Below are 24,669 nucleotides of genomic sequence, written 5' to 3' on the forward strand. Positions count from 1 at the left end.
GTCAGTGCCCACCTCCGTGTGCGGCGCCGGGCGCCCGGACTTTCCCGGCTTTGATCAGCTCGTCCCATTCTTTCTGGATTTCCTTCTCCGCGGGCGTCGGAATGAAGCTGGCGGGTCCGAAGATTTTCGACGGTTCTTCCGGGGACTCGGTGGTCGGCAGCCCGCCCGCTCGGATTGCCTTGGCACATACGATGATCCCGGCGATGACCACGACGATCACCAGTGACGCGAAGATGATCGACAACGTGCCCTGGATGAAGGTGTTGCGAATGACGGCATCGATGGCCTCCGGAGTCTTCGCGGAACCGTGCGCCGTCTCGCCGGCAGCCTTCGCGTCCTTGAACACGTTGTGCTGAGCCCAGTACCCGATCGCGGGGTTGTCGGAGAAGATCTTCTGGTACGACGCGGTCATGGTTACGACCAGGTCCCACACCAGCGGCACGCCGGGAATCCAGGCCCATTTGAACAGGCCCTTCTTCATGACGATCGTCATGACCACCGTCAGTGCGATTGCGGCGAGCAGCTGGTTGGCGATGCCGAAGAGCGGGAAGAGCGTGTTGATTCCGCCGAGCGGATCGGTGACACCCATGAGCAGAATCGCGCCCCAGGCAGCGACGACGATCAGCGAGCACAGCCACGCGCCGATGCGCCACGACGGGTCCTTGAACTTCTTTGCCGGACCGCCGAAGTTGCCGAGCGAGTCGGAGAGCATGAATCGAGCGACGCGGGTGCCGGCATCGATCGTGGTGAGGATGAAGAGCGCCTCGAACATGATCGCGAAGTGGTACCAGAACGATTTCAGCGAGTCGCCGCCGAAGACGTCGCTGAGCACTTCGGACATTCCGAACGCGAGCGTCGGGGCGCCGCCGGTTCGCGAGATGATCGATTCTTCGCCGACGGCCTCGGCTGCCTGAGTCAGCACGTCCGGTGTGATGGGGGCAGTGCCGAGGGGCAGATTGTTGACGTATTCGGCTGCGGTTTCCGGTGTTCCACCGGTCAGTGCCGCGGGAGCGTTGAGTGCGAAGTACAGGTGCTGATCGAGGATGCAGGCGGTGACCAGAGCCATGATCGCGACAAACGATTCGGTCAGCATGCCGCCGTACCCGATCATCTTGGTCTGGCTTTCCTTCTCGAGCAGCTTTGGCGTCGTACCGGACGCGATCAGTGCGTGGAAGCCCGAGAGCGCGCCACAGGCAATGGTGATGAACAGGAACGGGAACAGTGAACCGGCAAAGGCCGGGCCTTCGCCGTTGGAGGCGAACGGCGTCACTGCCGGCATGTTCAGCGCGGGTCGTGCGACCAGAATTCCGATGGCCAGCAGCGCGATGGTGCCGACCTTCATGAACGTCGACAAGTAGTCGCGCGGTGCCAGGAGCAGCCAGACCGGCAGCACCGATGCGGCGAATCCGTACGCGATCATCAGCCACGCGATGGTGACCTTCGAGAGTGTGAACCAGTCTGCGCCCCAACCGGTATCGGCAACCCATCCGCCGGAGACGATGGCAAGGAGAAGCAGGACGACGCCGATCAGGGAGACCTCGGAAACCTTGCCCGGCCGCAGATACCGCAGGTACACGCCCATGAACAGCGCGATGGGGATGGTCATCGCGATCGAGAACACTCCCCACGGGGACTCGGCGAGCGCATTGACGACCACAAGTCCGAGCACCGCGATGAGGATGATCATGATGACGAACACGCCGATCAGTGCGGCGACGCCGCCGACAAGGCCGAGTTCTTCGCGGGCCATCTGACCGAGGCTGCGCCCGCGGCGCTTCGACGAGATCCACAGGACCATGAAGTCCTGCACCGCCCCGGCGAACACGACGCCGACGATGATCCAGATCGTTCCCGGAAGATATCCCATCTGCGCGGCCAACACGGGTCCGACCAGGGGGCCGGCACCGGCGATTGCCGCGAAGTGGTGACCGAACAGCACCCGACGGTCGGTCGGCATGTAGTCGGCGCCGTTCTCCATGATCTCGGCGGGAGTGGCGACGTCGTCGCGAGGCTTGACGATCTTGCGTTCGATCAACCGCGCATAGAAGCGGTAGGCGATCAGATAGGTACAGATTGCGGCCAACACGAACCACACGGCGCTGATGTGTTCACCGCGGACGATCGCAATCATGTACCAGGCGCCCGCGCCGACCAGTCCGAGAACAAGGAAGACGACGCGCGCAGTCGTGGAGATGGGTGTTTTGTCGATGACGCCGACAGGTGGCAGGTCAGGATCGGTTTTCAGGTACTCGACATTTGGTTCCGGCGCAGTCGTCAAGCTCATCGTCGAACTCCGTCCACTAGTGCACGTGTGGCCGCCGTCACCGCGGGCCATCTGTCACTGTAGGACCAGAAGGGTGAATCCGCGCGATCTGAAACGCGGGAGTCGACCGACGTCAGAATCGGTGAGCGTCGGCGTCGATCCAATCGGTGAGCCAGCTCTGCGGCGGGGAGTCGAGCAGTTCGCCCGGCATCAGCCAGTCGAACAGGTCGGCATAGGTGCGAGTGGTGAGACCGTCGACGCGGCGGTTGAGCATTCCCGGTTGCAGTTGGTCGAAGGAATCGATGCCCATCGACGCGATCATCTGTTGCGCGCTGGCGACGGTTGCCTTCTGGAATCGGTAGACGCGCTCGCTCTTGTCGGGGATGTCGAGTGCGCGGGTGCGTGCCGGATCCTGAGTGGCAACGCCGACCGGGCAGCGGTTGGTGTGGCACATCTGGGCCTGAATACAGCCCACTGCGAACATCATTGCGCGGGCCGCCATCGTGAAGTCTGCGCCCTGGATGATGCGTTTGACGATGTCGGAACCGCTCGCCACCTTTCCGGAAGCGCCGACTTTCACGAGAGGGCGCAAACCAGTTCCCACCAGAGCGTTGTGCACCAGCATCAGGCCCTCGGTCAACGGCATGCCCATGTGGTCCTCGAACTCCACCGGACCTGCGCCGGTGCCGCCTTCGGAACCGTCCACGATGATGAAGTCGGGCGTGATACCGCGTTCGATCATCGCCTTGCAGATTCCGAGGAATTCACGACGCGAGCCGACACACAGTTTCATCCCGACCGGCTTGCCTCCCGACAGTTTTCGCAGGGTCGCGATGAAATCGACCAGTTCGACCGGGGTGCTGAACGCGGTGTGCGCGGGTGGCGAAATCACGGTCTGGCCGACGGGTACCCCGCGGGTTTCGGCGATTTCGGGGGAGACCTTGACTCCGGGAAGCACGCCACCCAACCCGGGTTTCGCACCTTGCGAGAGCTTGATCGAAATGGCCTTCACCTGATCGAGTCCGGCACGCTCGGCAAAACGGTCAGGATCGAATCGGCCGTCCTCGGTTCGGCATCCGAAGTATCCCGAGGCGATTTCCCAGATCAGATCGCCGCCGTGTTTGCGGTGATACGGACTGATCGCGCCTTCGCCGGTGTCGTGGGCGAAGCCGCCTTTGGCGGCGCCGGCGTTGAGGGCTTCGATTGCGTTGGCGGACAACGACCCGAAGCTCATCGCGGAGACGTTCAGGAGAGCGATGTCGTACGGCTTCGTGCAATCGCGTCCGCCGAGGCGAACTCGGGGAACGGTGTCGGGGGCGGTCCGTGCGCGAATCGAATGCGTCATGAACTCGTAGCCGATCGCATTGACGTCGCGCTCGGTCCCGAAGGGCTCTTCCGCCAGTGTTCCCTTTGCCCGCTCGTAAACCAGATCTCGCGTTTCGCGATCGAATGGCATTCCATCGGTGGATGATTCGACGAAGTACTGCTGGATCTCCGGTCGAATCTTCTCGAGGAGGAATCGCGCGTGCCCCAGGACCGGATAGTTACGGAGGATGCTGTGGGACTTCTGAGTGAGGTCGTAGGTGCCCATCGCCGCCAGCGCGAGAGTGACGACAGCGATCACCCACCATCCGGGCGAGGCGACAATTGCGAGCGCGGCGGTGCCGAGACCCACTATCCATATCAAGAGCACGATCAGCATCCGAGTCACCTCGAGAGCGTAGGCGCTCACTGTGACACGGCAGCGGTAAGTCTCCACTAGGTTCTGCGATAGAGAACCGAATCCGACTCTTTGGGGGAATGATGACCGAACCGCAATATCCGACCGACCCGCAGGATCCGAAGGAGCAACAGTATCCGAAGGAGCAGCAGTATCCGGCAGGCCAGCAGTATTCAGCCGGTCAGCAATATTCAGCAGGCCAGGAATATCCGACGGGCCAGCAGTACCCAACCGACCCGCAGTACTCAGCCGGACAGCAGTATCCGACCGGTCAGCAGTACAGCGCAGCCCAGCAGTACAGCGCTGCTCCCACGTACGCGGCGCCTCAGTACGGTCCGCCGAAGTCCAACGCGGGATGGGCCGTCGCGTCGATCATCTTCTTCTGGCCTATCGCGTTCGCCGCGTTCAACCATCTCCACGACATCTACCCGAAGTGGGCGATGGGCGATCACCAGGGCGCGCAGTACGCGTCCGAGCGGGTGAAGAAGCTCGGGCAGATTTCGCTCCTGATAGCCGTCATCTGCTGGGTGCTGTTCATCGCGTTCTACGTGATCTTCCTGGTTGCGATCGTGTCGTCCGTCGATTCGTATACCTACAACTGATCACCTGCCGCGACGTGACGGTGGGGCGAGTACCCGTCACGTCGCCGCGAGGCCGTAGAATCCACAGACCGTGAGCCTTACCCTCGGAATCGTCGGACTGCCCAACGTCGGCAAGTCCACCCTTTTCAATGCACTGACCAGCAACGACGTGTTGGCAGCGAACTACCCGTTCGCGACCATCGAACCCAACGTCGGTCTGGTCGAGCTGCCCGATCCGCGGCTGCAGAAGCTCGCCGAGATCTTCGGCTCCGAGCGCATCCTCCCTGCGACCGTGTCGTTCGTCGACATTGCCGGCATCGTCAAGGGCGCGTCCGAGGGCGCAGGCCTGGGTAATAAGTTCCTGGCCAACATCCGTGAAGCGGACGCCATCTGCCAGGTAGTTCGCGTCTTCGCCGACGACGACGTCATCCACGTCGACGGCAAGGTCGACCCGGCCTCCGATATCGAGGTCATCGAGACCGAGCTCGTGATCGCCGACATGCAGACCTTGGAGAAGGCTCTCCCGCGTCTGGACAAGGAAGCTCGCAAGAACAAGGAGCTCAAGCCAGCCCACGACGAGGCGCTCAAGGCTCAGGCCTTCCTCAACGAGGGCACGACGCTCTTCAGCGTCAAGGACAAGCTCGATTTCTCGTTGCTGCGTGAGCTGAGCCTGCTCACCACCAAGCCCTTCCTGTACGTCTTCAACGCCGACGAGTCGGTGCTCACCGACGAGGCGAAGATCGCGGAACTGCGCGCTTCCGTCGCCCCTGCCGATGCCGTGTTCCTCGACGCGAAGGTCGAGCAGGAACTGCTCGAGCTGGACGAGGAAGATCGCCAGGAAATGCTCGACTCGATCGGTCAGACCGAGCCCGGCCTGCACGCTCTCGCGCGCACCGGCTTCCACACCCTCGGACTGCAGACTTACCTGACGGCTGGTCCGAAGGAAGCTCGCGCCTGGACGATCCACAAGGGTGACACCGCGCCCCAGGCTGCCGGCGTCATTCACACCGACTTCGAGCGCGGCTTCATCAAGGCTGAAATCGTGTCCTTCGACGACCTCGTCGAGGCGGGTTCCATGGCCGCGGCCAAGGCTGCCGGCAAGGTCCGCATGGAGGGCAAGGAATACGTCATGGCCGACGGCGATGTGGTGGAGTTCCGCTTCAACGTGTAGCCGCTTTCGGTCTAACCCTTACATCCGCACAGGAAGACGGGCCATATCTACCAGAGTGCCCGTCAACCTCGTCTCGTTGGCTGAGTCGGGTCGAATCATCTGGTGACAGCGCTAGAAACTACCGGGGTTCCGTACCCACGTGCAGAGTGCTGCCCATACTCGTGTCGAGTCGCGGTCATGCCCCGAGATCCGGGGACGTGACGTCGTCAAGTCTGCCGCGTCAGACCCAGAGGGTAGCTTCTTTACATGAGCTTCCCGAAGCCAAACCAACACGCTGGACCTATGGTCGGCCATGTAAGAAAGGGTCGCGTCTACAAGTCCCCGCTCGCTGCGACGGGTGTGCTGGGCATCGAGAATTGGATCAAGGACGATTTCCCGGACCTTCTCTGGCCCGCACTCGTCCTGGCTGAGCACGGGAACGACAGCATTCGACGATTCGTGAAGTGGCAGAAGGCAGTCCAGGAATCGCTCGCGCACCATGGGGAAGTTGCCTTTGTCGCGGAATCGTTGGATGGACGCCTTACACACTTGGCTGGCCTTGCCGAGAAGTTCCCCAACTCAGTCGGAATAGTTGTATCGGAGGCCGACCGTCAAGGCCTGCTTTCGGCGGGAGTTGTTCGCGCGCTGGTCTCATATCCGTTCCGCCCTGCACCGTGGCTTGTCGGCGACATCGAGGTCAAACCCCCAGCGCAACCTGATCTGGACCTTATTCGCGATGCGTTGCTCTCGGTCCTACGCGGCGGCCACCGCGAAGCGCTCATTAAATGCCTGCGCACCTGGAGTGCGGTCCAGGCGGGAACCTTCAGTTCTGATGCCCAGATGATCGAACTCCTGAAAGACTACCCGGGTAATCTGGACAATCGCGCGGCAGCAGATTCCATGGTTCGTGCTTCCTGGGGCGCGCACAAAGCGATGGTGAAGTTCAACGATCCGGGTTACTTCGATGAAGCGATTAAGTGGGCACGTGTTTTCTGGGGAGTGAACTCTATGACATCTCGTTGCGTCCGGAAGCGGGCTGTCGAAAATTCCCATGACGGCCGCACTGAACCGGATGACGGCGAACCGGCCGGGAACATTGCATCAGCCGCGCACTCCGATCAAGCCGAGCCGACATCCATGTCCGTGGATGGTGAGAATCTGCGCAGGTTCACGATGGACGTGATGAGCAGCTTCGTCGAGGCGCTGGAGACCGCCCCGGCCCATCTCTACTCGAACGAACGGCAGGAGGTGATTTCCGGGCTTGTGGCCCGAGCCGGGCGTGATCTCATCGCGGTGCTGGGCGCCCCCGATCTGTGGTGTCTAGAGCATGGCGCGCATATAGCTCGCATGTTGGTTGAGACGAAAATAAATCTCCACTGGATGGCGCTGCAGGATCCAGCCATCTACAGACAGTTCCAGGAATACGGGGCAGGTAAGGCAAAGCTCTACGCCCGCATCTCAGATGAGTTGCCCGACGATGCGCGAACCGCTGGCTTTCGCGAAAGCATCGACGAACTTCAGCGCCTCAGCCACAATCACGACGTTGTTGATCACCGGACAGTTGACACACGAGACACCTTCGCTGGCGGCAAGTCGATCCGGGCGATGGCGGAGGAAGCCGGTCTGCTGGACTTCTACCGGCAGGCGTACTCCCTCTCAAGCGGGGTAGCGCACTCCGAATGGTGGTCAGTCGAAACGCATGCGATGGAGCCGTGCTTGAATGTTCTCCACGGAATGCACCTAATACCCAGTCTGTCGCTGAACCCCGGAGGGAACGTCGAGCTAGCTGGGTCTTGGGTGGAACAGTTCTACTCCCTCGCGCGCGAGGGACTGGGCATCCTCGGGACTGACGAGGACGCAGTAACTGCCGCCTTTGCCTGGATGAACGCCGACGACGATTTGTCGGAGGCACCTGACAATGAGGGGTTGGTGTCATGAGGTTGCTACGTGGCGATGTGTAGCCGAGTTCCGGTCTAGCGGCAGGCCAATGAATGGCTCGCCGACGGGCTGAGAAGTGAGCAGTTTCCCGGCTGAGAGGCGACATGGCATGGCTGACTCGACTCGGCGAGCTTCCAGAGAATCAGCCATCGCGCAGACAGTCACCGCAGCGCCGCAACGTCGATGGATTTCGTTCGGATTGAGGCCATGAGCAGGCGTATGTCGAGATGGGCGGCACCGGTACGGGTCACTCGTGGCAGGCGCCTGCCGGCTGGCCCGCATGGCGGGGGCGAGAGCGGTACAGCGGTAACCCGTACTTTTCGCATTTTAGGCACCGCCTCGTCCGTTTGTGTGGACTCCAACAGGTCGTTGGGCACCGGTTCCAACGGTGGCGGGGGAATACGCCGCACTGCGCGGCCGCTGGTCTCCAAGCATCTCGCTTGTCACATGCGGCCCGAAGCAGGTTCGCGCCCTGGAACCAGTTCGCAAGCAAGCTGAGATACGGAATCAGCAGTTTGACTCTCTAATTGCCGGTGGGCACAGCAGTCAAACGCGGGCATCTCGCTGAGCGTCCGACGTGTCACAAACCGCCGCGCTCTCCCAGTCAACGGGTCGGTGAATTCGAGTTCCCTCGCGAGCAATTGGAGTGGGAGGGAATGATCGTCCGGCGCGTCGGGCAGCAGGTCGGGGTATCGCCGGTCGCCCAGGATCCCGGCGCCGAGAGCTGCCAGGTGCACTCGCAACTGGTGCATCCGTCCGGACTGCGGACGTAGAACCGTGTGCAGCACAGCACGTCCGGAGGCACTCACGCCCGTCCCTCGCGCCTCGATCATGGTCTCGGAGTTGGGTTCACGGCTGTCGTCGACGACGACTCGCAACTCGCCGCGTCGAGCTTCGATGTGGTTGCGGTAAACGAGAGGGACGTCGAGCGCTGGTGCATCCCGGCCCCGCCGGGTCGGTCGCGCCGACACCGCCTCGTAGACCTTCGTGACCTGACGCTTCTCGAACAGTGACTGGTACGCGCCGCGCGTCGCGGGGCGGGCCGAGAACATCACCACTCCTGCGGTGCCGCGGTCGAGTCGATGGATCGGGGTCAGATCTGGGTTGTCGAGACGAACCCGCAGGCGGATGAGCGCCGACTCACGCAGGTATCGCCCGCTCGGAGTGGTCGGGAGAAAATGTGGCTTGTCGATGACGACGAGATCGTCGTCGGTGTGCAGGATCTCCTCGTGGAACGGCACCGGGTCCTCCGCCGGCAACTCACGGTAGTACCAGACGAACCGGTGCGCGCTGAGTTCTGTGTTCAGGCAGATCGAGTGGCCGTCGGTATCCACGAACTCGCCGTCGTCGAACCGCCGATACAGGTTCTCGGCGTCCAGATGGTCGAACTTGGCTACGACGTACTCGGCGATCGTCGCCCACGGCCCCGAGAGCGGGATGCGTAGGCGCGTCGGGCCAACCCCGTTCTTGACGGGCAGCGGTGGGGACATGGACACGCAGGTCATCATCCCATCGACTACTGGTCAGCGGTGATTCGGTGTGGCCTCGACGGGGACGTCCCCGCGGGGACGCGGAAACCGAACTCACAGCGGTGGTCGGTGTAGATCGTCTACTCGAAAATCAGTAGCGCGGAAGAGATGCGGGCCCGTATGGTTCGGCAGAGAAAGATCGCAGTCGAAAAGCACTGCGGGCCATACCTTCTGTAGCTCAATTGGTGAGAGCACCCGACTGTGACTCGGGCGACGGCGGATCGTAACCGCCCAGAGGGACCAGCTCAGATACGGTTGAGGTCGGGCCTCTAGGCGCAGAGGCCGGCGGCCCTTTGCCTGCACAGTTGTCGAACGAGCCTGAGCCGGTATTCCCTGAATCGCCGGACAGCATTCCAGTCGCCGGCCATTTCCGCGTCGGCAAGTAGGTATTCGCAGTTGTCCAACTGATCCTTCAAAGACATCATCAGAATTCACCTCCGATCACCCGAGCAAGTACCTGTCCAGGATGCGGCCGACGGGACCCCGGGGACATCGGCCGTAGTACCTGTTCAGGTACCTGCTTCGGTGCGCGGTGGAGGCTACTTCTTGACCGCAGGTGCAGGTAGTGGCATGCCTCGCTCGGCCAGAACGGCTCGGAGACGATCGGGGTAGTCGGTGATGATCCCGTCGACACCGAGGTCGATCAGGGCGTGCATGGTGGCGGGATCATCGACGGTCCACGGGATGACCTTCATGCCACGCGCATGTGCGCTCGCGATCATGTCGGCTGTCGGATAGAGGGTGAAACCGGGATCCCCGACCTTTCCGCCCTGCGGAGTTCCTTGGACGGGGGAGTAGGCGGAGGCACCAAAGGTTGCTACCGCCGCGATGCCGTCGCCACCGAAATCATCGATGTCCAGACCGCCGAGCCACGGTGACGCTCCGTCCTTGCCTACCTGGAGAAAGTCGCCGTTTGTGAGCGCAACGACGGGGACACTCGGCGCGAGTTGACGGGTGAGCATGAGCGAGCCCCAGTCGAAGCTCTGAATGGTGACGCTGTCCAACAATCCGGCTGCCCGGATCGTATCGAGGACTACAGAGACGAACTGCTCACGCGGGGCGGTCTCGTGAGGCGCTCCCGCTTCCACCTTGGTCTCGATGTTGAGCTTGATTCCGGGTGCGTTGTACGACTTCACCAGGGCAAGCACTTCTTCGAGCGTCTGCATTTTCGCTCCCGGAACATTCTGCTGTTCAGGGTATCCGGCAAGGGGGAGAGTGCCGCAGTCCATGGTCTTGATCTGCTGCAGGCTCAGCGTGTTGACGAATTTGCCGACGTACGGGAACTCCGGGTCACCCGCAGTTGCGGGCTCGGTGTCGAGGCATTTCTTGTTCGAGATCTTACGATCGTGCGTGACGACAGCGATCCCGTCCTCGGTGATCTGGGTATCGAGTTCCAGTGTGCTGACGCCCATTTCGAGGGCATTCGCGAACGCGGCCAGGCTGCTTTCCGTGTACAGGCCGAGCCCGCCGCGGTGGGCTTGGACGTCGAACGTCGAAACCGGCTGGGGTGCTGAACTACCGAACGAACCGGACCAGTCGAGACTGCCGGTTGGCGATGCGCCGGCCGGGGCCGCCAGGGCGGTGAGGGGGAGTGCGACGGTCACGGCGGCACACGACAATATTCTGCTCAGTTGCATGAAAGGAACGTAGAGGCGTCGAATGGCTCCCCGGGGTTCGTTAGGTAAACTAACGGTAAAGGTCAGGCCGCGTGAATGCGCTGCCCGACGCCGCTCGCGTGGACCTTCATCCACGACGCCAGAAGCTCACACCCGGTCAGTCCGCTCTCGTCGAGAGGTTCGATCGCGTAGCTGATGTGTCTACCGCCGCGAGGGTTCTTGAGCTGAAATCGGTTCAGGTTCAACTTCGTCGGCAGGTAACCAAGTACTTCGAGGAACGCGGTGCGAATACGTCGTAGATCGGTACGCCACTGTTTCGGACTGAAACGAGTCTTCTGCGCATTCTGGAAAGCATTGCTACGAAGTAGTTCCCAAACCTTTCCTGCCCACACGCGTGCCTGCGAGAAGGACATCCAGCGCGTCAAGTCTGCGATGTCGCGAATGTAGCTGTCGTCGCTGGCATTACAGATCATGTCCTGCGGGTGCCCGATCCACTTGACCGGAATCCACGGCTGGATCTCGGGTCCGTCGCCGGCAACTCCGTGTCCCTCACAACCTTCGATCACGCCTGCCGGTTGTTGAGGATCGGAGATCAGTCCGACTCCGATGATGTTGGCGCGGTTCAGCGTCGGAAGAGCCGAGCGGATCACGGTGCATCCCTGTGAGTATCCGATCAGCATGACCGGGCCGTCTGTCTGTGCGATTTCGGCGGTGAGGGCCTTCACACCCATCGCGGTGCTGTGCCGAAAGCTCAGGCCACCGTCGGCGACCGGACCGTACGATGCGGGATAAGCGACCCAGCGAGAATCGAATCGACTGTCGAGTTCGTCGGTGACGGCACTGAGGAGTCCGCGCACACGGGCGCCGTGGTCGCCGACGTGGGATTCGCCGGTGCCGCCAACTGCAAGAACGGTTACCTCAGCCATGTCAGCGATCATCCACGTCGATTCTGAGAGGTCTGCATCCAAACCCTGAGAAGAGACTGGCAATCCGTTGTACTGCGAAATCGTTATCGAGCGAGCACCATTTACCCATGACGACGCCGAATCGTTCATCCAGACGAAAAGTGTCCGTTGTCGGTGCGGGAAGCGTCGGCACCGCAATTGCGTATGCGTGCCTGATACGCGGATCGGCCGACGCGCTCGCCCTCTACGACACCAACAGCGCAAAGGTCCGGGCCGAAGTTCTCGATCTCAACCACGGCACCCAGTTCACACCGCCGTGCACTGTCGACGGAGGCGATGACATCTCGGTCACCGCGGGATCCGACTTGGTCGTCGTCACCGCGGGCGCCAAACAGCATCCCGGTCAGTCGCGGCTCGAACTTGCCGCGGTGAACGTCAAGATCGCGCAGACACTGACCGAACAACTGTTGGCGGTGTCACCGGACGCGGTCCTTCTCCTCGTCACCAACCCGGTCGACGTGGCGACCTACGCAGCGATCCAGGCTGCGGGACCGTCGTACCGCGGGCGAATTTTCGGATCTGGGACCGTGCTGGACACGGCCCGATTGCGATTCCTGCTGGCTACCGAACTCGGAGTCGCGGTGGAGAACGTTCATGCCTTCATCGTGGGCGAGCATGGGGATTCCGAGATTCCGCTCTGGTCGAGCGCAACCATCGGCGGAGTGCCGGCAACCTCGTTCGTGGGACCGTCGGGTGGCGTCCTCGGCCCCGACCTACGCGCGAAAGTAGCGAAGTCTGTAGTCGAGAGTGCTTACGAGATCATCGAGGGTAAGGGTGCGACCAACCTCGCCATCGGATTGTCGAGCGCATTCATCGCGGAAGTCGTGTTGCGGGACGAACAACGGGTTCTGCCGGTGTCGACTTTGCAGAGCGGCGTCCACGGACTCGAGCACGTTTGCCTGTCCCTTCCCACGATGGTTGGTCGTGCTGGTGCCGGCCGAGTCCTCGAAGTGCCGCTATCGAAAATGGAGGCTTCGGGGCTCCGATCTTCTGCCCGGACATTGCGAGAGGTGCAGGAATCTCTGGGATTGTGAATATCTGTTCTCCTTGATATCCGACATATAGGATCAACAAATGATCAGCTTCCTGATTCGCGCCGCGATCTTCCTGGGTTCTGCCGCTGTCGGGCTTCTAGTTGCGTCGTTGATTCTTTCGGGCTTCTCGGCGCCCACATCCGGATTCATCGTTGCGGTCGTGATCTTTGCGATTGCGCAGTCGGTCCTGGCGCCGTTCATCGCCACGGTGGCAAAGCGCCATGCACCGGCATTTCTCGGCGGAATCGGATTGGTGTCGACATTTGTCGCGCTGTTGGTGGCGTCGCTCTTCTCCAATCTGTCGATCTCCGGTGTCTCGACGTGGATTCTGGGAACCGTCGTCGTGTGGCTGGTAACCGCCGTTGCGACGTTGGTTCTTCCGTTGTTGTTCGTGCGTAAGAAAGTTCAGGAGAAGAAGGCACAGTGACGCGCCCGAACATCGGTATGGACTACACAGTCCTGGACTGCCCGGATCCGGCCGCATTGGCCAGCTTCTACGTCCAGGTCCTCGAGTGGAAAAGTGTTCGCGACGAGGATGATTGGCACGTGATCGAAGGACCCGGCGGGGAGCGGCTCGCGTTTCAGCTCGCTCCGGATTTCGTTCCGGTGGACTGGCCGACCTCCGGTGTCGGGATCCATCTGGATCTGTTCGTGGATTCTCTCGACCCCGCCGAGGCTTGGGTGACGAACCTTGGAGCGCAGCGGGTGACCGACATTCCGGAGCATCAGACTTTCCGCGTGTACCGCGACCCGGTCGGTCACTATTTCTGCCTGTGCCTGCGGGACTGAATGTCGACTCGCTCCGATCTCGTCGACCGTGGATAATTCCGAACACTTGTCACGCCCGAGAATTGGAGATCGACGATGGCTTCGCAGAATTCCAACGAATTCCTGGTAGAACGTACGAAGATCGTCAAGGCAGAAGCACCGGTCGTCTTCGCGTTGATCAACGATTTCCATCAGTGGACTCAGTGGTCGCCGTGGGAAGGTCTCGACCCGGCGATGCAGCGGACGTACGCGGGGCCTGACGCGGGCGTCGGGGCTTCGTACGCCTGGGCGGGAAACAAGAAGGCGGGCTCCGGTTCGATGGTGATCACCGAATCCGTCCCGAATGAACGAGTAGTTTTGGACCTGGCCTTCCTCAAGCCGTTCAAGGCGCAGAACGTCACCACGTTTCTCATCTCGCCGAATTCCGGTGAAGTTCAGGTGACGTGGAAGATGACCGGAAAGAAGAATCTGTTCTTCAAGATCTTTGGTTTCATCTTCAGCATGGACAAGCTTGTCGGAAAGGATTTCGAGAAGGGCCTGTCCCAGCTGAAAGCTGCTGCAGAAAAGAGCTGACAAGCCGGTGGTACCGTCTCCCGGTGTTACGGATGACGCCCACCGATGCCCAAACCTTCTGGATTTCGGAGAAGATCCCGAACGATCAGCTGCTGCTCTACTGTTTCGACGGGCAGAGCCAGCACATGGACGAGCTACGACGCTCGGTGGTGGAAAGAGCGTCGCTCATTCCGGATCTCAATGTTCGGATTCGTGAATCGCCGTGGCACCTCGACTATCCGGTGTGGGAGCCCATGCCGGTCGACGCCTCCTTGGTGAGAGTGCATGAGCTGCCCGAAAACTCGTGGCTCTCGTGCATTCACGGAATCGAGAAACTACTCGAGAACCACATCGACCCGCGCGAGTCCCCGTGGACGCTGCACCTGTTTCACGGCGTCACCGGCGTGCCGCGCTGCAGTGGCCCGGCGCTGATCGCAGTTCTGCAGGTCGCTCATTCTCTGGCGGACGGCAAACGCGCGTCGGCGATTGCTCGCCAACTGTTCTCGCCGCAACCGCCCGCGAAGCAGAAGACGGACGTGCGGCGTAGCGGATCAGCCGAGATTCTGGGCCGCGCCGCCCTGCGCCTTCCGGGCCAACTCGTTTCGCTGTTCCGCGACGGCCGGGCGGGGCACCGCGCGCAGTTACAGCTGCAGGCGGACACCGAATCGGGAGTTGTTGCGCCGCAGGCGGCGAGCCGTCCGAAGGTGCGCTCGAACATCCCTCCCGGACCGCACCGACTGGTGCGCATGGTCGTGCGGGACAGCGCAGATTTCCGTGGCGACGGCGTATCCGTCACAGTCGGAGCGATGACAGCCATCTCGGTAGCGATGGCGAACTACCTCACCGAGCGAGACGGCTCGGTACCGCCGGAATTGGGAGCTGAGGTGACCATCGCCAAAGCAGGTACACCCACGGCGCGCAATCACTTCCGCAATGCAGGTGTCGGACTGTTCCCGGAAGTCGATGATCTTCGTGAGCGAGCCCAATTGATCAAGGAGTCGATGGACGAGCGTCGCGCACGTGCGTCCCATCCATCCAGCGCAGCGTCGGATCTCGCGCTGAACGCGGTTCCCGGCCCGCTGGTCCGTTGGGGCGTGCAGCAATACGATTTCACGGCAGTACCCGACGAGGTCACTGGAAACACCGTGGTGTCGAGTGTCGCGCGCGGTGACGCGGATCTGGTGCTCGGAGGCGGCGTCGTTCGGTTCACAGCGGGCTTCCCGAGTTTGTCGCCGGTCATGTCGTTGACCCACGGCGTACACGGGATCGGGGACACTGTGACGATCAGCATCACCAGCAGTCCGGCCTCGATTCCGGACATCGATGTGTACGAGCAGATGATGCACGACGCGATCGACGAGGTGCGCGAAGCGCTGTCGTGACGGCCTGATGTACTGGCTGCATGGGATTCACGCGCGCCGAACTGGAATCGTTCCGAGACGCCGAGATCGAGGATCTGATCGGGCCGGATTGCCGGCTGTTATTCGTCGGTATCAATCCGGGACTGTGGACGGCGGCGACCGGCGCGCATTTCGCCAGACCGGGTAATCGGTTCTATCCGGCACTGTTGCGGGCAGGCATAATCGAGCATGCGATCGATCCTTCCGCGGGTATGTCGGACGCTGACACACAGCATCTGATCGATCGGGGAGTGGGCATCACCAATTTGGCGGTGCGGGCAACTGCGCGCGCCGATGAATTGACGTCGGAGGAACTCGCAACTGGCGGAGTTCGGGTCCGAAACATCGTGCGCGCAACCAATCCAGTAGTCGTTGCCTTCGCCGGGATCACCGCCTATCGAACAGCTTTCGGTGACAAGAAGGCGAAGGCCGGGCGTCAGGACCGTGATTTCGAGGGGGCAAAACTGTGGATCGTGCCCAATCCCAGTGGTCTCAACGCACACGAGACGGTGGACACCTTGGCAGCGAAATATCGTTCCGCCGCATCCGAAGCCGGAATTCTCTGAGAGAAGTCGCAGTTCCGTTCGGCCAGAACAAGGTACAAGTTAAAGTGCTTGTATGTCTGTTCTATACAACGTCTTTGTAGTGATTCACCTACTCGGCATGGCTGCCCTGGTCGGTAGCTACTTCACCGTCCTCAAGGCTCCTTCGATCACCGAGGTCATGGTGTGGGGTGCCAGGATGCAGTTCGTGTCCGGCCTGATCATCGTCGGGTTGGGCGAAGGCGCCCTGGACAAGAACTACATTCACGCGAAGATCGCTGTGAAGCTGGTGCTTTCGCTGGTCATCGTGGCGCTTGCCGAGATCACCCGGGCGAAGCAGAAGAAGGGCCAGCCCAATCCGAATCTGGTACACGTCGTCGGCGGTTTGTCGATCGTGACCGTATTCGTGGCCGCGCTCTGGACCTGACAAAGACACAAAAGAGCCCCGGCGATCGAAACTCGCCGGGGCTCTTTGCTGTTGACGTGTCTACAGACCCGGACGCTTGCCGATCGTCAGGGTCACTTCACCGGTGTGCGCAAAGAAGTCGTTGCCCTTGTCGTCGACGACGATGAAGGCGGGGAAGTCCTCGACGTCGATCTTCCAGACGGCTTCCATTCCCAGTTCGGCGTACTCGAGGATGTCGACCTTCTTGATGCAGTCGAGCGCCAGGCGAGCGGCCGGTCCACCGATCGACCCGAGGTAGAAACCGCCGTGCGAGTTGCAGGCGTCGGTGACCTGCTTGGAGCGGTTTCCCTTGGCCAGCATGATCATCGAGCCACCGGCGGCCTGGAACTGCTCGACGTACGAGTCCATACGGCCGGCCGTGGTCGGGCCGAACGAACCGGACGCCATGCCGTCGGGCGTCTTGGCGGGGCCGGCGTAGTACACCGGGTGATCCTTGAGATACTGCGGCATCTCTTCGCCTGCGTCGAGGCGTTCCTTGATCTTGGCGTGCGCGATGTCGCGTGCCACGACGAGCGGACCGGTCAAGGAGAGACGAGTCTTCACCGGGTGCTTGGAGAGCTCGGCCAGGATCTCCGACATCGGCTTGGTCAGATCGATCTTGACCGCAGCGCCCTTGCCGGTACCCGAAATGCCATCCGTCTCTTCGTCGAGCTGAGCGTCCGTGACCTCGGGCAGGAAACGGCCCGGGTTGAATTCGAGCTGTTCCAGGAACACGCCCTCCGGGGTGATCTTGGCCTTCGCCTGTCGATCTGCCGAGCAGGACACCGCAATGGCGACGGGCAACGAAGCGCCGTGGCGGGGGAGTCGAACGACGCGGACGTCGTGGCAGAAGTACTTACCGCCGAACTGTGCGCCGATGCCGATCTTCTGCGTGAGCTCGAAGACCTTCTTCTCGAGTTCGTGATCGCGGAAGCCGCGGCCCGTGATGGCGCCTTCGGTGGGCAATTCGTCGAGGTAGTGCGCGGACGCGTACTTGGCCGTCTTCATCGCGAACTCGGCCGAGGTACCGCCGACGACGATCGCGAGGTGGTACGGCGGGCAGGCCGCGGTGCCGAGTGAGCGGATCTTCGCCTCGAGGAACTGCATCATCGAGTCGGGGTTCAGGATCGCTTTGGTTTCCTGGTACAGGTAGGACTTGTTGGCGCTGCCGCCGCCCTTGGCCATGAAGAGGAACTTGTACGAGTTCTCATGTCCGGCAGCAGTATCGGCGTACAGCTCGATCTGCGCGGGCAAGTTGTTGCCAGTGTTCTTCTCGTCCCACATCGTGATGGGGGCGTTCTGCGAGTAGCGCAGGTTCAGACGCGTGTAGGCGTCGTAGACACCGCGGGCAATGGACTTCTCGTCGTCGCCGGGGGTGAGCACATGCTGTCCACGCTTGCCCATGACGATGGCGGTTCCGGTGTCCTGGCACATCGGCAGAACGCCGGCAGCGGCGATATTGGCGTTCTTGAGCAGATCGAGCGCGACGAACTTGTCGTTGTTCGACGCTTCGGGATCGTCGAGGATGCTCGCGAGTTGCGTCAGGTGATCCGTGCGCAGGTAATGAGAGATGTCGTGCAGCGCCGTTTCAGTCAGCAAGCGCATCGCTTCCGGCTCGACCTGCAGGAAGGTGCGGCCGTCCGGTCCCTCGACTGTCGACACCCCTTCGGTGGTGAGCAATCGGTACTCGGTGGTGTCATCACCGATCGGCAACAGGTCCTCATAGAGGAAGTCGGCCATCATCTCTCCTGAACAAGGGTGCGTGCGAAGGTCGCATTCAGGTTATCGTTGGGGGTTTCCTTCTCCGAATCGGGGCGGGTGTGAGCTGGAATTATCCGGATGCCACTGGCTCGATCAAGATACTTCGACCAGTTCGGAGAGCTCGACGCCGCGAAATTCGGCAAGTATTTCGGCCTGCTCGGCCACTGCTGCGCGGGCCGATCGTGACCACGTTCCCCACGGGGTGATCGCGACCTTCAGCTTCTTTCCGGATGCTCGTGGTCGCCACAATCCGGTGATCGTGCCACCGACCACCACCGTGCCCGGTCGCCCGAGGGTCGGCCACACCGTCTTCTGGGCGGTCGGATCGGGAACCAGGGTCTCCCGATCCTTGAGCTGTACATACGGATCGAAAGGCCCGAGCAAGCGCGTACTCGAATCGGTGGGGGAGCCGAACAAGTCTTCGCGGTCCTGTTCGAGAATCCACCGCTTCTCGCCGTTCACCTCGATCTCCTCGGCATCGACTGGCCAGTGGGCTTTGACGTCCCTGACCGGAGCATCGAGAAACGACGCGACGTGAGCAGGAGACGCGGGGCCGTAGAACCGCAGATAACCCCGGATCAAGTCGAAGCGGGAATCTGCGTCTGCGCCCGTGGCGCTGAATGGGCGTCGGCGCCAACCCGGAATGCGTTCGAGCACTGGGGGAGATGTGTCCGGCTGTAGCTCGAGGCCTGCCTGGAGTGCCGCGAGCCGGAACGGCATCTCGTACAGATGAGTGGCATTGCACGGGCGGCAGAATCTCAGATAGGGCTCGGTGACCCGCGTGGTCAATTGCGCGGACATCTCGCCCTTGACGGTTGGTTTCGAGACGATGTCCCGCATCGCAGCAGCAACTGTTTGCAGGGCAGTCAGCGTCGGGATGCCGGCGGCCTTCAGGGGCCGATTCGCGTCGTAAATGCGCTTGGCTGCATCGGCTTCGCTGAACGGCGACGTGGCGGCGGCGACGGCAGGCAGGTCGCCCCGACGGTAATAGTGGGGGGCTCCGCGCAACGTCCAGGCAAGAGCGAGCTCAGTGGCGTCGACGCGGACGCCGCGGATCCGCAGGGCCCAGGCGGCTCCGTCAGGTCCGGTGTTCTGAATCCCGAGATCGAGAATGCTGCAATCGCTGTGATCGGCGTCACCGACAACCGCTCGGTCGAGTTGATGGCGGTGCCACCGGAAATTAGCTACCTGCGTGAGTGAGGTTGCGCTAGACATGATTTCAGTTTACTGGTGGGTAACCGCACGATTTGGGGCGGTTGATCAATGCGGCGACAGAATTGGTCAAATTCGACCGATTGGCCGGAATTTTTTCAGTAGCAGACCTTATTAGTCGAAATAATGACCCCATTGTCGGAATCCTTTGCCAACTGGTCGTTCGTATGATTACTGTTACCCACGTCACGGATACATTACAGATGTGACGCAGCTGTCACAGCACTGTCGGGTGCTTTTGGCAGCTGACCTCTGACCTCTCAAGGAGATTCGCATGGGTTCAATGGAAGGAATTCTCGGCGCTGTTGTTCAGGGCCTGGGATCACTGTTCAGCGCTGACGGTCTGCTCAAGACCTTCATGGGATCGGTAGAGACCATCTCCAAGGACCCCACCCCCTAATTCAGCGCGACATTGCCACGCCCGCTCCGGGTGTAGTTACTTCAATTTCGACAAACTGCAGGAGGAAACTCATGGGATCTCTCGGTGAAGCCATCGGAAGCGTCAACAACCTCGGTCAGCGTCTCGTCGACGCACTGACCACGCTCAGCGGCGGCACGGTTACGCCCAAGTAAGCGTCGTCTGACGAGAAAGGCTCACGCACTCGGTGCGTGAGCCTTTCCGTGTCGACCGGATCGAGTATTTCCGATCACGTCGGGTTTGCCTGTTTCAGGCGGTACCGTTCGAAAGGTTCCGCTGCGGAAGAGAGTGACCCGGATGATCGAGACTCGTGCGTTACGAACGGTTTTCCGTGTCTTCGTGGCGTTGGCCACGGCAGTGTGTGGGCTCCAGCTCCTCACCGCACCGGGTCACGCTCAGTCGGCGGACAGCAGGCTGGTCGACATCTCGGTGTACTCACAGTCGATGGGGCGCGACATTCCGTTGCAGGTCTTGCGGCCGGCTGATACTTCGACGCCTGCTCCGACGCTCTACCTACTCAACGGAGTAGACGGAGGAAAAGACGACGCGACGTGGTCGGTGCGGACCGACGCACCGAAGTTCTTCGCGGACAAGCACGTCAACGTGGTCACGCCTCTCGGTGGAGCATTCAGCTATTACACCGATTGGGAGCGGCCGGACCCCGGCCTCGCGAAATCCGGCAACAACAACGGGGTCAACATGTGGACCACGTTCCTGACGGAAGAACTACCGCCAGTCATTGATTCAATGTTCGCGACGACCGGCGAGAACGCACTGGCAGGCCTGTCGATGGCAGGCACGTCGGTACTGGATCTGGCTATGGCGGCGCCCGCGCTGTACAACAGTGTCGGGTCCTTCAGCGGGTGCGCGATGACGAGTCCGGGCATCGGGCAGAACTTCGTGAAACTCGTGGTCGCCGTGGGTGGGGGTGACGCGGAAAACATGTGGGGTCCGTACCATGGTCCGGGTTGGCCGGCTCACGATCCGGTTGTCAACGCGGACAAGCTACCTCGAGTCCCTATGTACATCACAACAGCAACCGGAATTCCGGGTCCGTACGACACACTTGCCGATCCGCGGATCGACAACGACGTCACAGATTTGGCGTTGCAACTTGTTCTCGGTGGCGGAATCGAGGCGGCAACTCACTACTGCACCACCCAGCTTGCGGACAGGACGAACGCATTGGGTATGAACAACATTCGCTACAACTTCAAGCCGGCAGGAACGCATTCATGGGGATACTGGGAAGACGACTTACACGACTCGTGGCCGATGATCGCCGCGTCGCTCGGCGTGTGAGGCCCCATCGAGCAAGCCTTCGAAGCGTCGTTCTCGTCGGCGCGCTCGCCTTGATTTCACTACTTGCGTTGCCCTCGACCGCGCTCGCCGACGAGACCCCGAAGATAACGAGTGTCACCGAACTGTCTTCGCGCTTGGTTCTTCTCGACGTCGCGAGTCCCGCCATGGGGCGCACCATGCAGGTGAAAGTGCTGCTTCCTGCCGACCGCTCGGAACCGCGCGGGACGCTGTATCTCCTGGACGGCAATTCCGGGCAGATCGAAGAGAACAACTGGCTGGCTCCGGCTAACGGCGATATCGTCCCGTTCTTTGCCGACAAAAACGTGAAAGTCGTACTCCCCATCGGTGGAACCGGCACCATGTACACCGATTGGCAGGAAGACCACCCGAAATTCGGTCGTCTGAAGTGGGAGACGTTCCTGACGAAAGAGCTTCCCCCACTGATCGACACGAGGTTCGCCACCAACGGGCACAACGCAATCGGCGGGATTTCGATGGGCGCAGAAGCCGCGCTGATTCTGGCCCAGCGCTCAGCCGGGTTGTACGACGCGGTCGCCGGCTACAGCGGCTGCTACACAACTGTCGGGGGATTCGGCAAGGCGTTGACCGATCTTGTGGTGATCAACGGAAATGCCCGTTCGGAGCAGATGTGGGGTCCGGCCGGCAGTGAGGCTTGGCAAGAGCACGACATCTTCGCCAATGCCGACAAGCTGCGCGGCACCAAGGTGTATCTCGCCTCGGGATCGGGACTACCAGGTCCGCACGAAACTCTCGATACTCCTGCCCTGGGCCGGGTATTGGTCGTTGGCGGGGTCATGGAACTGGGATCGAACCTGTGCACCGACCAGATCACTCAGGTGTTGCGTGATCGCGGAGTCGATGTCACCCGCAGCGCTCAGCCGGTGGGGACGCACGGTTGGCCGTACTGGCGCGACGAACTCGTTCGTTCCTGGCCGATGCTCGAATCTGCGTTGTCCGCTTGAGCAGTTCCTGGCGATGAGTTTTCGTTTCGGGTCGGGTCTATAACCCTGTACACCTGTTTCGTAACCTCTCCGACAAGGACAGAACATGCCTTCCATCACTCCCTGTTTGTGGTTCGACAACCAAGCAGAAGAAGCAGCCAACTTCTACATCTCGGTGTTCGGTTCCGGGCAGATACTCGGAATCGAAAGGTACGTCGAGGGATCGCCCTCCGGAATGCCGGCAGGCTCGGTGATGACCGTCAGCTTCGAACTCGGCGGTCAGCGATTCACCGGATTGAACGGCGGGCCGATGTTCACGTTCTCGGAAGCAGTGTCTTTCGAAATTCCGTGCGTCGATCAGGCTGAGGTCGATCACTACTGGTCCAGGCTGACCGAGGATGGGGAAGAGGGCCCGTGCGGATGGGCCAAGGACAAGTTCGGATTGTCCTGGCAGGTAGTCCCGAATCGCCTTCTCGAACTGATGAAGGATCCGGATCGGGCCAAGGCGCAACGCGCCACGGACGCGATGATGAAGATGAAGAAGATCGACATCGCGGAGCTCGAACGGGCCGCAGACGCGTCCTGAACACGATCTGGCCGATGGGCGACAGCCTTCGTTAGCTGATGCTAGCCTTCCCTAATTCTCGCTGAGCGTTGGAGGAGTGCTGGTAACCATGCGAATCAAAGTCTCTCGAATGAAGATTGCAGTCACCGCCTTGGCGGACTCGCTCGCCGTCGCCGGACTTGCCGGCTGCAGCAGCGACAGCGCTGACGCACCCGCGGAGGCGGGAGCAACCGTCTCGACCATGTTCGGTGACGTCGAGGTCCCGGCCAACCCGGAGCGCGTCGTCGCGCTCGGTTGGTCGGACGCCGAGACGGCACTCGCTCTGGGCACTCAACCAGTGGGCGTCGCGGACTGGATGGCGTTCGGTGGCAAGGGCGTCGGACCCTGGATTGCGGACGAGTTCACCACGGACCCGAAGATCCTCGGAACCATGGACCTGAGCATCGAGGACGTCATTGCTCTCGACCCGGACCTGATTTTGTGGACGAGAAGCGACAACACGCGGGCCACCTACGACAAGCTCAGCGCCATCGCGCCGACGGTCGGGCCGCCGCCGGGTCTGTCCACTGCGTACGGGACGACGGTCGAGCAGCAGACCGAACTCGTCGCGAAGGCTCTCGGCAAGGAAGCAGAAGGAAAGGCGCTACTGTCCGGCCTCGACGCCAAGTTCGACGCTGCAATTGCCGCCAATCCGAGTTTTGCGGGTAAGACAGCGGCCGTCGGCGCCTACAGTACCGACGGTTACGGCGCGTACGTACCCGGCGACGCACGCGCAGACTTCATGACCCGTCTCGGCTTCACGATCCCGACGGCGATCACCGAAAAAGCCACCGGAAACTTCTACATCCCGGTTGCCAACGAGAACCTGAATCTGTTCGACGCCGACCTGACCGTGCTGTTGCCGATCTTCCTCGACAGCAGTGCGTTTGCGAACGATCCGCTACTGCGCGCAATCCCGTCGGCCCAGGAGGGACATCTGTTGATCCTCGATGACCCGGCACTCGTCAATGCGTTCTCGAGTGGCTCGGTACCGGGGTTGACCTACGCAATCGACAACGCCGTTCCGAAGTTTGCGAGCACGCTCGTCGCCTGATCAGAGCTGTTTCGGGACCTGCCCGTCACTGTGAGCGTGTTCGCAAACAGTGGCGGGCAGTTCTCGTGCGTCAGTACACTGGAAAAAGTGAACTTTCAGCTAACGAGCGGCGGCCCAGTGGAGATCGAAGCGACCGCTCCTCGTTTTCCGCGGATGCATGCATACGTGGATATCGCTGTTGTGATCGTGGTGCTGGTGGGAACCAATCTGATCGCGCATTTCACCACCGCCTGGGCAAGCATCGCGACGGTACCCATCTCTGCTCTCGTCCTGTTGGCGCTCACCAAGCGCCGGGGAATGGGGTGGGCGGAATTGGGGCTGTCCCCTCGTGACCTGCGGCGAGGTTCGAAGTACGCGCTTGCTGCCGTCGGCCTGGTCCTGACCGTTGTCGCCGTCGGCGCTCTGCTTCCGCTCACACGTCCTTTCTTCATGGCGGATCGCTACGCCACTATTTCCGGCGCGATCATCGCGTCGATGATCGTGATCCCGCTGCAGACCGTCATTCCCGAAGAGTTGGCTTTCCGTGGCGTCCTGCACGGCACGTTGAACCGGGTCAGTGGATTCCGCGGCGTCGCCGCTGCCGGTTCTCTGATGTTCGGACTGTGGCACATCGCGTCGTCGATGGGTTTGACCAGCGGTAACGAAGGGCTGTCCGGCTTTCTCGGTACCGGAGTCGTCGGCCAGGTCGCCGGCATCCTCGGAGCTGTTCTCGCCACCGCTGCGGCCGGTCTCGTGTTCACCTGGCTTCGTCATCGCAGCGGCAGCCTGATTGCGCCGATTGCTCTGCATTGGTCGTTGAATGGTGCAGGTGCACTGGCTGCGGCTCTTGTTTGGCATGCAACTCTTGCTTGAT

General features: G+C 61.5%; 23 protein-coding genes and 1 tRNA gene. 17 read left to right on the forward strand and 7 right to left on the reverse strand.

Translation table 11 applies throughout. The features are described from left to right. Position 1: 1 nt before the first annotated feature. Both G4D79_RS14265 and G4D79_RS14270 read right to left on the reverse strand, forming a co-directional pair. Positions 2–2,284, reverse strand: coding sequence for a carbon starvation CstA family protein (locus tag G4D79_RS14265; RefSeq protein WP_007726338.1), 2,283 nt, complete (start codon positions 2,282–2,284; stop codon positions 2–4). A gap of 112 nt (positions 2,285–2,396) precedes the next feature. After that, positions 2,397–3,974: an FMN-binding glutamate synthase family protein gene (locus G4D79_RS14270; protein ID WP_042449196.1), complete on the reverse strand. Its 1,578-nt coding sequence runs from the start codon at positions 3,972–3,974 to the stop codon at positions 2,397–2,399. Between the two features lie 92 nt (positions 3,975–4,066). Here G4D79_RS14270 and G4D79_RS14275 point away from each other — a divergent pair, with 92 nt between their 5' ends. From G4D79_RS14275 to G4D79_RS14285, 3 genes are all read left to right on the forward strand, one after another. Then, positions 4,067–4,585, forward strand: coding sequence for a CD225/dispanin family protein (locus G4D79_RS14275; protein WP_371683539.1), 519 nt, complete (start codon positions 4,067–4,069; stop codon positions 4,583–4,585). A 70-nt stretch (positions 4,586–4,655) separates the two neighbouring features. Next, entirely contained in the window at positions 4,656–5,735 is a 1,080-nt protein-coding gene (ychF, locus tag G4D79_RS14280) for a redox-regulated ATPase YchF (protein WP_214514242.1), read from the forward strand. A 246-nt stretch (positions 5,736–5,981) separates the two neighbouring features. Continuing rightward, positions 5,982–7,652 carry a DUF5677 domain-containing protein gene (locus tag G4D79_RS14285; RefSeq protein ID WP_134929850.1) on the forward strand — a complete coding sequence of 557 codons (1,671 nt, stop codon included), beginning with the start codon at positions 5,982–5,984 and terminating at the stop codon, positions 7,650–7,652. A 443-nt stretch (positions 7,653–8,095) separates the two neighbouring features. On the opposite strand, the gene G4D79_RS14290 is transcribed toward G4D79_RS14285, so the two are convergent. Continuing rightward, positions 8,096–9,160: a pseudouridine synthase gene (locus G4D79_RS14290; RefSeq protein WP_235868029.1), complete on the reverse strand. Its 1,065-nt coding sequence runs from the start codon at positions 9,158–9,160 to the stop codon at positions 8,096–8,098. Between the two features lie 188 nt (positions 9,161–9,348). Between G4D79_RS14290 and G4D79_RS14295 the strand changes: the two genes are divergently transcribed. Beyond that, positions 9,349–9,424, forward strand: a tRNA-His gene (locus G4D79_RS14295). 296 nt (positions 9,425–9,720) lie between these two features. Here the strand turns inward: G4D79_RS14295 and G4D79_RS14300 are convergent. Next, a complete protein-coding gene (locus G4D79_RS14300) occupies positions 9,721–10,818 on the reverse strand; it encodes a glycerophosphodiester phosphodiesterase family protein (RefSeq protein ID WP_172827019.1) in 1,098 nt (365 codons plus the stop codon). Between the two features lie 62 nt (positions 10,819–10,880). Next, positions 10,881–11,723, reverse strand: coding sequence for a PE-PPE domain-containing protein (locus G4D79_RS14305; protein ID WP_037126338.1), 843 nt, complete (start codon positions 11,721–11,723; stop codon positions 10,881–10,883). A gap of 107 nt (positions 11,724–11,830) precedes the next feature. On the opposite strand from G4D79_RS14305, the gene G4D79_RS14310 reads away from it, so the two are divergent. From G4D79_RS14310 to G4D79_RS14340, 7 genes are all read left to right on the forward strand, one after another. Continuing rightward, positions 11,831–12,796: an L-lactate dehydrogenase gene (locus G4D79_RS14310; protein ID WP_099698907.1), complete on the forward strand. Its 966-nt coding sequence runs from the start codon at positions 11,831–11,833 to the stop codon at positions 12,794–12,796. A 40-nt stretch (positions 12,797–12,836) separates the two neighbouring features. Then, entirely contained in the window at positions 12,837–13,223 is a 387-nt protein-coding gene (locus G4D79_RS14315) for a phage holin family protein (RefSeq protein WP_003945275.1), read from the forward strand. After that, positions 13,220–13,585, forward strand: coding sequence for a VOC family protein (locus tag G4D79_RS14320; protein WP_042448820.1), 366 nt, complete (start codon positions 13,220–13,222; stop codon positions 13,583–13,585). The genes G4D79_RS14315 and G4D79_RS14320 overlap by 4 nt, the downstream gene beginning before the upstream one ends. Before the next feature lie 75 nt (positions 13,586–13,660). Then, on the forward strand, positions 13,661–14,137 hold the full coding sequence (locus tag G4D79_RS14325) for an SRPBCC family protein (RefSeq protein WP_030536240.1): 477 nt from the start codon (positions 13,661–13,663) through the stop codon (positions 14,135–14,137). Positions 14,138–14,169: 32 nt separating this feature from the next. Beyond that, positions 14,170–15,498, forward strand: coding sequence for a WS/DGAT domain-containing protein (locus tag G4D79_RS14330; protein WP_099698906.1), 1,329 nt, complete (start codon positions 14,170–14,172; stop codon positions 15,496–15,498). 20 nt (positions 15,499–15,518) lie between these two features. Further along, positions 15,519–16,082, forward strand: a complete 564-nt coding sequence (locus tag G4D79_RS14335; RefSeq protein WP_003945221.1) for a mismatch-specific DNA-glycosylase — start codon at positions 15,519–15,521, stop codon at positions 16,080–16,082. Between the two features lie 52 nt (positions 16,083–16,134). Next, on the forward strand, positions 16,135–16,485 hold the full coding sequence (locus tag G4D79_RS14340) for a hypothetical protein (RefSeq protein ID WP_003945214.1): 351 nt from the start codon (positions 16,135–16,137) through the stop codon (positions 16,483–16,485). 60 nt (positions 16,486–16,545) lie between these two features. Here G4D79_RS14340 and G4D79_RS14345 read toward each other — a convergent pair whose 3' ends face one another. After that, positions 16,546–18,243, reverse strand: coding sequence for a fumarate hydratase (locus G4D79_RS14345; RefSeq protein ID WP_007726313.1), 1,698 nt, complete (start codon positions 18,241–18,243; stop codon positions 16,546–16,548). Positions 18,244–18,357: 114 nt separating this feature from the next. Further along, positions 18,358–19,479: a winged helix DNA-binding domain-containing protein gene (locus G4D79_RS14350; protein ID WP_099698905.1), complete on the reverse strand. Its 1,122-nt coding sequence runs from the start codon at positions 19,477–19,479 to the stop codon at positions 18,358–18,360. Between the two features lie 271 nt (positions 19,480–19,750). Between G4D79_RS14350 and G4D79_RS34975 the strand changes: the two genes are divergently transcribed. From G4D79_RS34975 to G4D79_RS14375, 6 genes are all read left to right on the forward strand, one after another. Next, positions 19,751–19,876, forward strand: a complete 126-nt coding sequence (locus G4D79_RS34975; protein ID WP_019744544.1) for a hypothetical protein — start codon at positions 19,751–19,753, stop codon at positions 19,874–19,876. 315 nt (positions 19,877–20,191) lie between these two features. Next, on the forward strand, positions 20,192–21,196 hold the full coding sequence (locus G4D79_RS14355; protein WP_050656017.1) for an alpha/beta hydrolase family protein: 1,005 nt from the start codon (positions 20,192–20,194) through the stop codon (positions 21,194–21,196). Beyond that, complete coding sequence (locus G4D79_RS14360; protein ID WP_235868027.1) at positions 21,193–22,179, forward strand: alpha/beta hydrolase family protein; 987 nt, start codon at positions 21,193–21,195, stop codon at positions 22,177–22,179. The genes G4D79_RS14355 and G4D79_RS14360 overlap by 4 nt, the downstream gene beginning before the upstream one ends. Before the next feature lie 85 nt (positions 22,180–22,264). Beyond that, positions 22,265–22,744 carry a VOC family protein gene (locus tag G4D79_RS14365; RefSeq protein ID WP_050656019.1) on the forward strand — a complete coding sequence of 160 codons (480 nt, stop codon included), beginning with the start codon at positions 22,265–22,267 and terminating at the stop codon, positions 22,742–22,744. A 109-nt stretch (positions 22,745–22,853) separates the two neighbouring features. Continuing rightward, entirely contained in the window at positions 22,854–23,816 is a 963-nt protein-coding gene (locus tag G4D79_RS14370; protein WP_250887526.1) for an iron-siderophore ABC transporter substrate-binding protein, read from the forward strand. 153 nt (positions 23,817–23,969) lie between these two features. Beyond that, the gene (locus G4D79_RS14375) at positions 23,970–24,668 is read left to right on the forward strand and encodes a CPBP family intramembrane glutamic endopeptidase (RefSeq protein ID WP_020908494.1); all 699 of its coding nucleotides are present in this window, start codon (positions 23,970–23,972) and stop codon (positions 24,666–24,668) included. Position 24,669 lies beyond the last annotated feature (1 nt).

The organism is Rhodococcus sp. WY5 (assembly GCF_018588185.1).
In the GTDB taxonomy this organism is placed as follows: Bacteria; Actinomycetota; Actinomycetes; order Mycobacteriales; family Mycobacteriaceae; genus Rhodococcus_F; species Rhodococcus_F qingshengii.

Coding starts and splice junctions, on each gene's coding strand:
- G4D79_RS14265 (WP_007726338.1), bottom strand. CDS start 2,284: ATGAGCTTGACGACTGCGCCGGAACCAAATGTCGAGTACCTGAAAACC.
- G4D79_RS14275 (WP_371683539.1), top strand. CDS start 4,067: ATGACCGAACCGCAATATCCGACCGACCCGCAGGATCCGAAGGAGCAA.
- G4D79_RS14285 (WP_134929850.1), top strand. CDS start 5,982: ATGAGCTTCCCGAAGCCAAACCAACACGCTGGACCTATGGTCGGCCAT.
- G4D79_RS14290 (WP_235868029.1), bottom strand. CDS start 9,160: ATGATGACCTGCGTGTCCATGTCCCCACCGCTGCCCGTCAAGAACGGG.
- G4D79_RS14300 (WP_172827019.1), bottom strand. CDS start 10,818: ATGCAACTGAGCAGAATATTGTCGTGTGCCGCCGTGACCGTCGCACTC.
- G4D79_RS14305 (WP_037126338.1), bottom strand. CDS start 11,723: ATGGCTGAGGTAACCGTTCTTGCAGTTGGCGGCACCGGCGAATCCCAC.
- G4D79_RS14310 (WP_099698907.1), top strand. CDS start 11,831: ATGACGACGCCGAATCGTTCATCCAGACGAAAAGTGTCCGTTGTCGGT.
- G4D79_RS14315 (WP_003945275.1), top strand. CDS start 12,837: ATGATCAGCTTCCTGATTCGCGCCGCGATCTTCCTGGGTTCTGCCGCT.
- G4D79_RS14325 (WP_030536240.1), top strand. CDS start 13,661: ATGGCTTCGCAGAATTCCAACGAATTCCTGGTAGAACGTACGAAGATC.
- G4D79_RS14330 (WP_099698906.1), top strand. CDS start 14,170: ATGACGCCCACCGATGCCCAAACCTTCTGGATTTCGGAGAAGATCCCG.
- G4D79_RS14335 (WP_003945221.1), top strand. CDS start 15,519: ATGGGATTCACGCGCGCCGAACTGGAATCGTTCCGAGACGCCGAGATC.
- G4D79_RS14340 (WP_003945214.1), top strand. CDS start 16,135: ATGTCTGTTCTATACAACGTCTTTGTAGTGATTCACCTACTCGGCATG.
- G4D79_RS14345 (WP_007726313.1), bottom strand. CDS start 18,243: ATGGCCGACTTCCTCTATGAGGACCTGTTGCCGATCGGTGATGACACC.
- G4D79_RS14350 (WP_099698905.1), bottom strand. CDS start 19,479: ATGTCTAGCGCAACCTCACTCACGCAGGTAGCTAATTTCCGGTGGCAC.
- G4D79_RS34975 (WP_019744544.1), top strand. CDS start 19,751: ATGGGTTCAATGGAAGGAATTCTCGGCGCTGTTGTTCAGGGCCTGGGA.
- G4D79_RS14355 (WP_050656017.1), top strand. CDS start 20,192: ATGATCGAGACTCGTGCGTTACGAACGGTTTTCCGTGTCTTCGTGGCG.
- G4D79_RS14365 (WP_050656019.1), top strand. CDS start 22,265: ATGCCTTCCATCACTCCCTGTTTGTGGTTCGACAACCAAGCAGAAGAA.
- G4D79_RS14370 (WP_250887526.1), top strand. CDS start 22,854: ATGAAGATTGCAGTCACCGCCTTGGCGGACTCGCTCGCCGTCGCCGGA.
- G4D79_RS14375 (WP_020908494.1), top strand. CDS start 23,970: ATGCATGCATACGTGGATATCGCTGTTGTGATCGTGGTGCTGGTGGGA.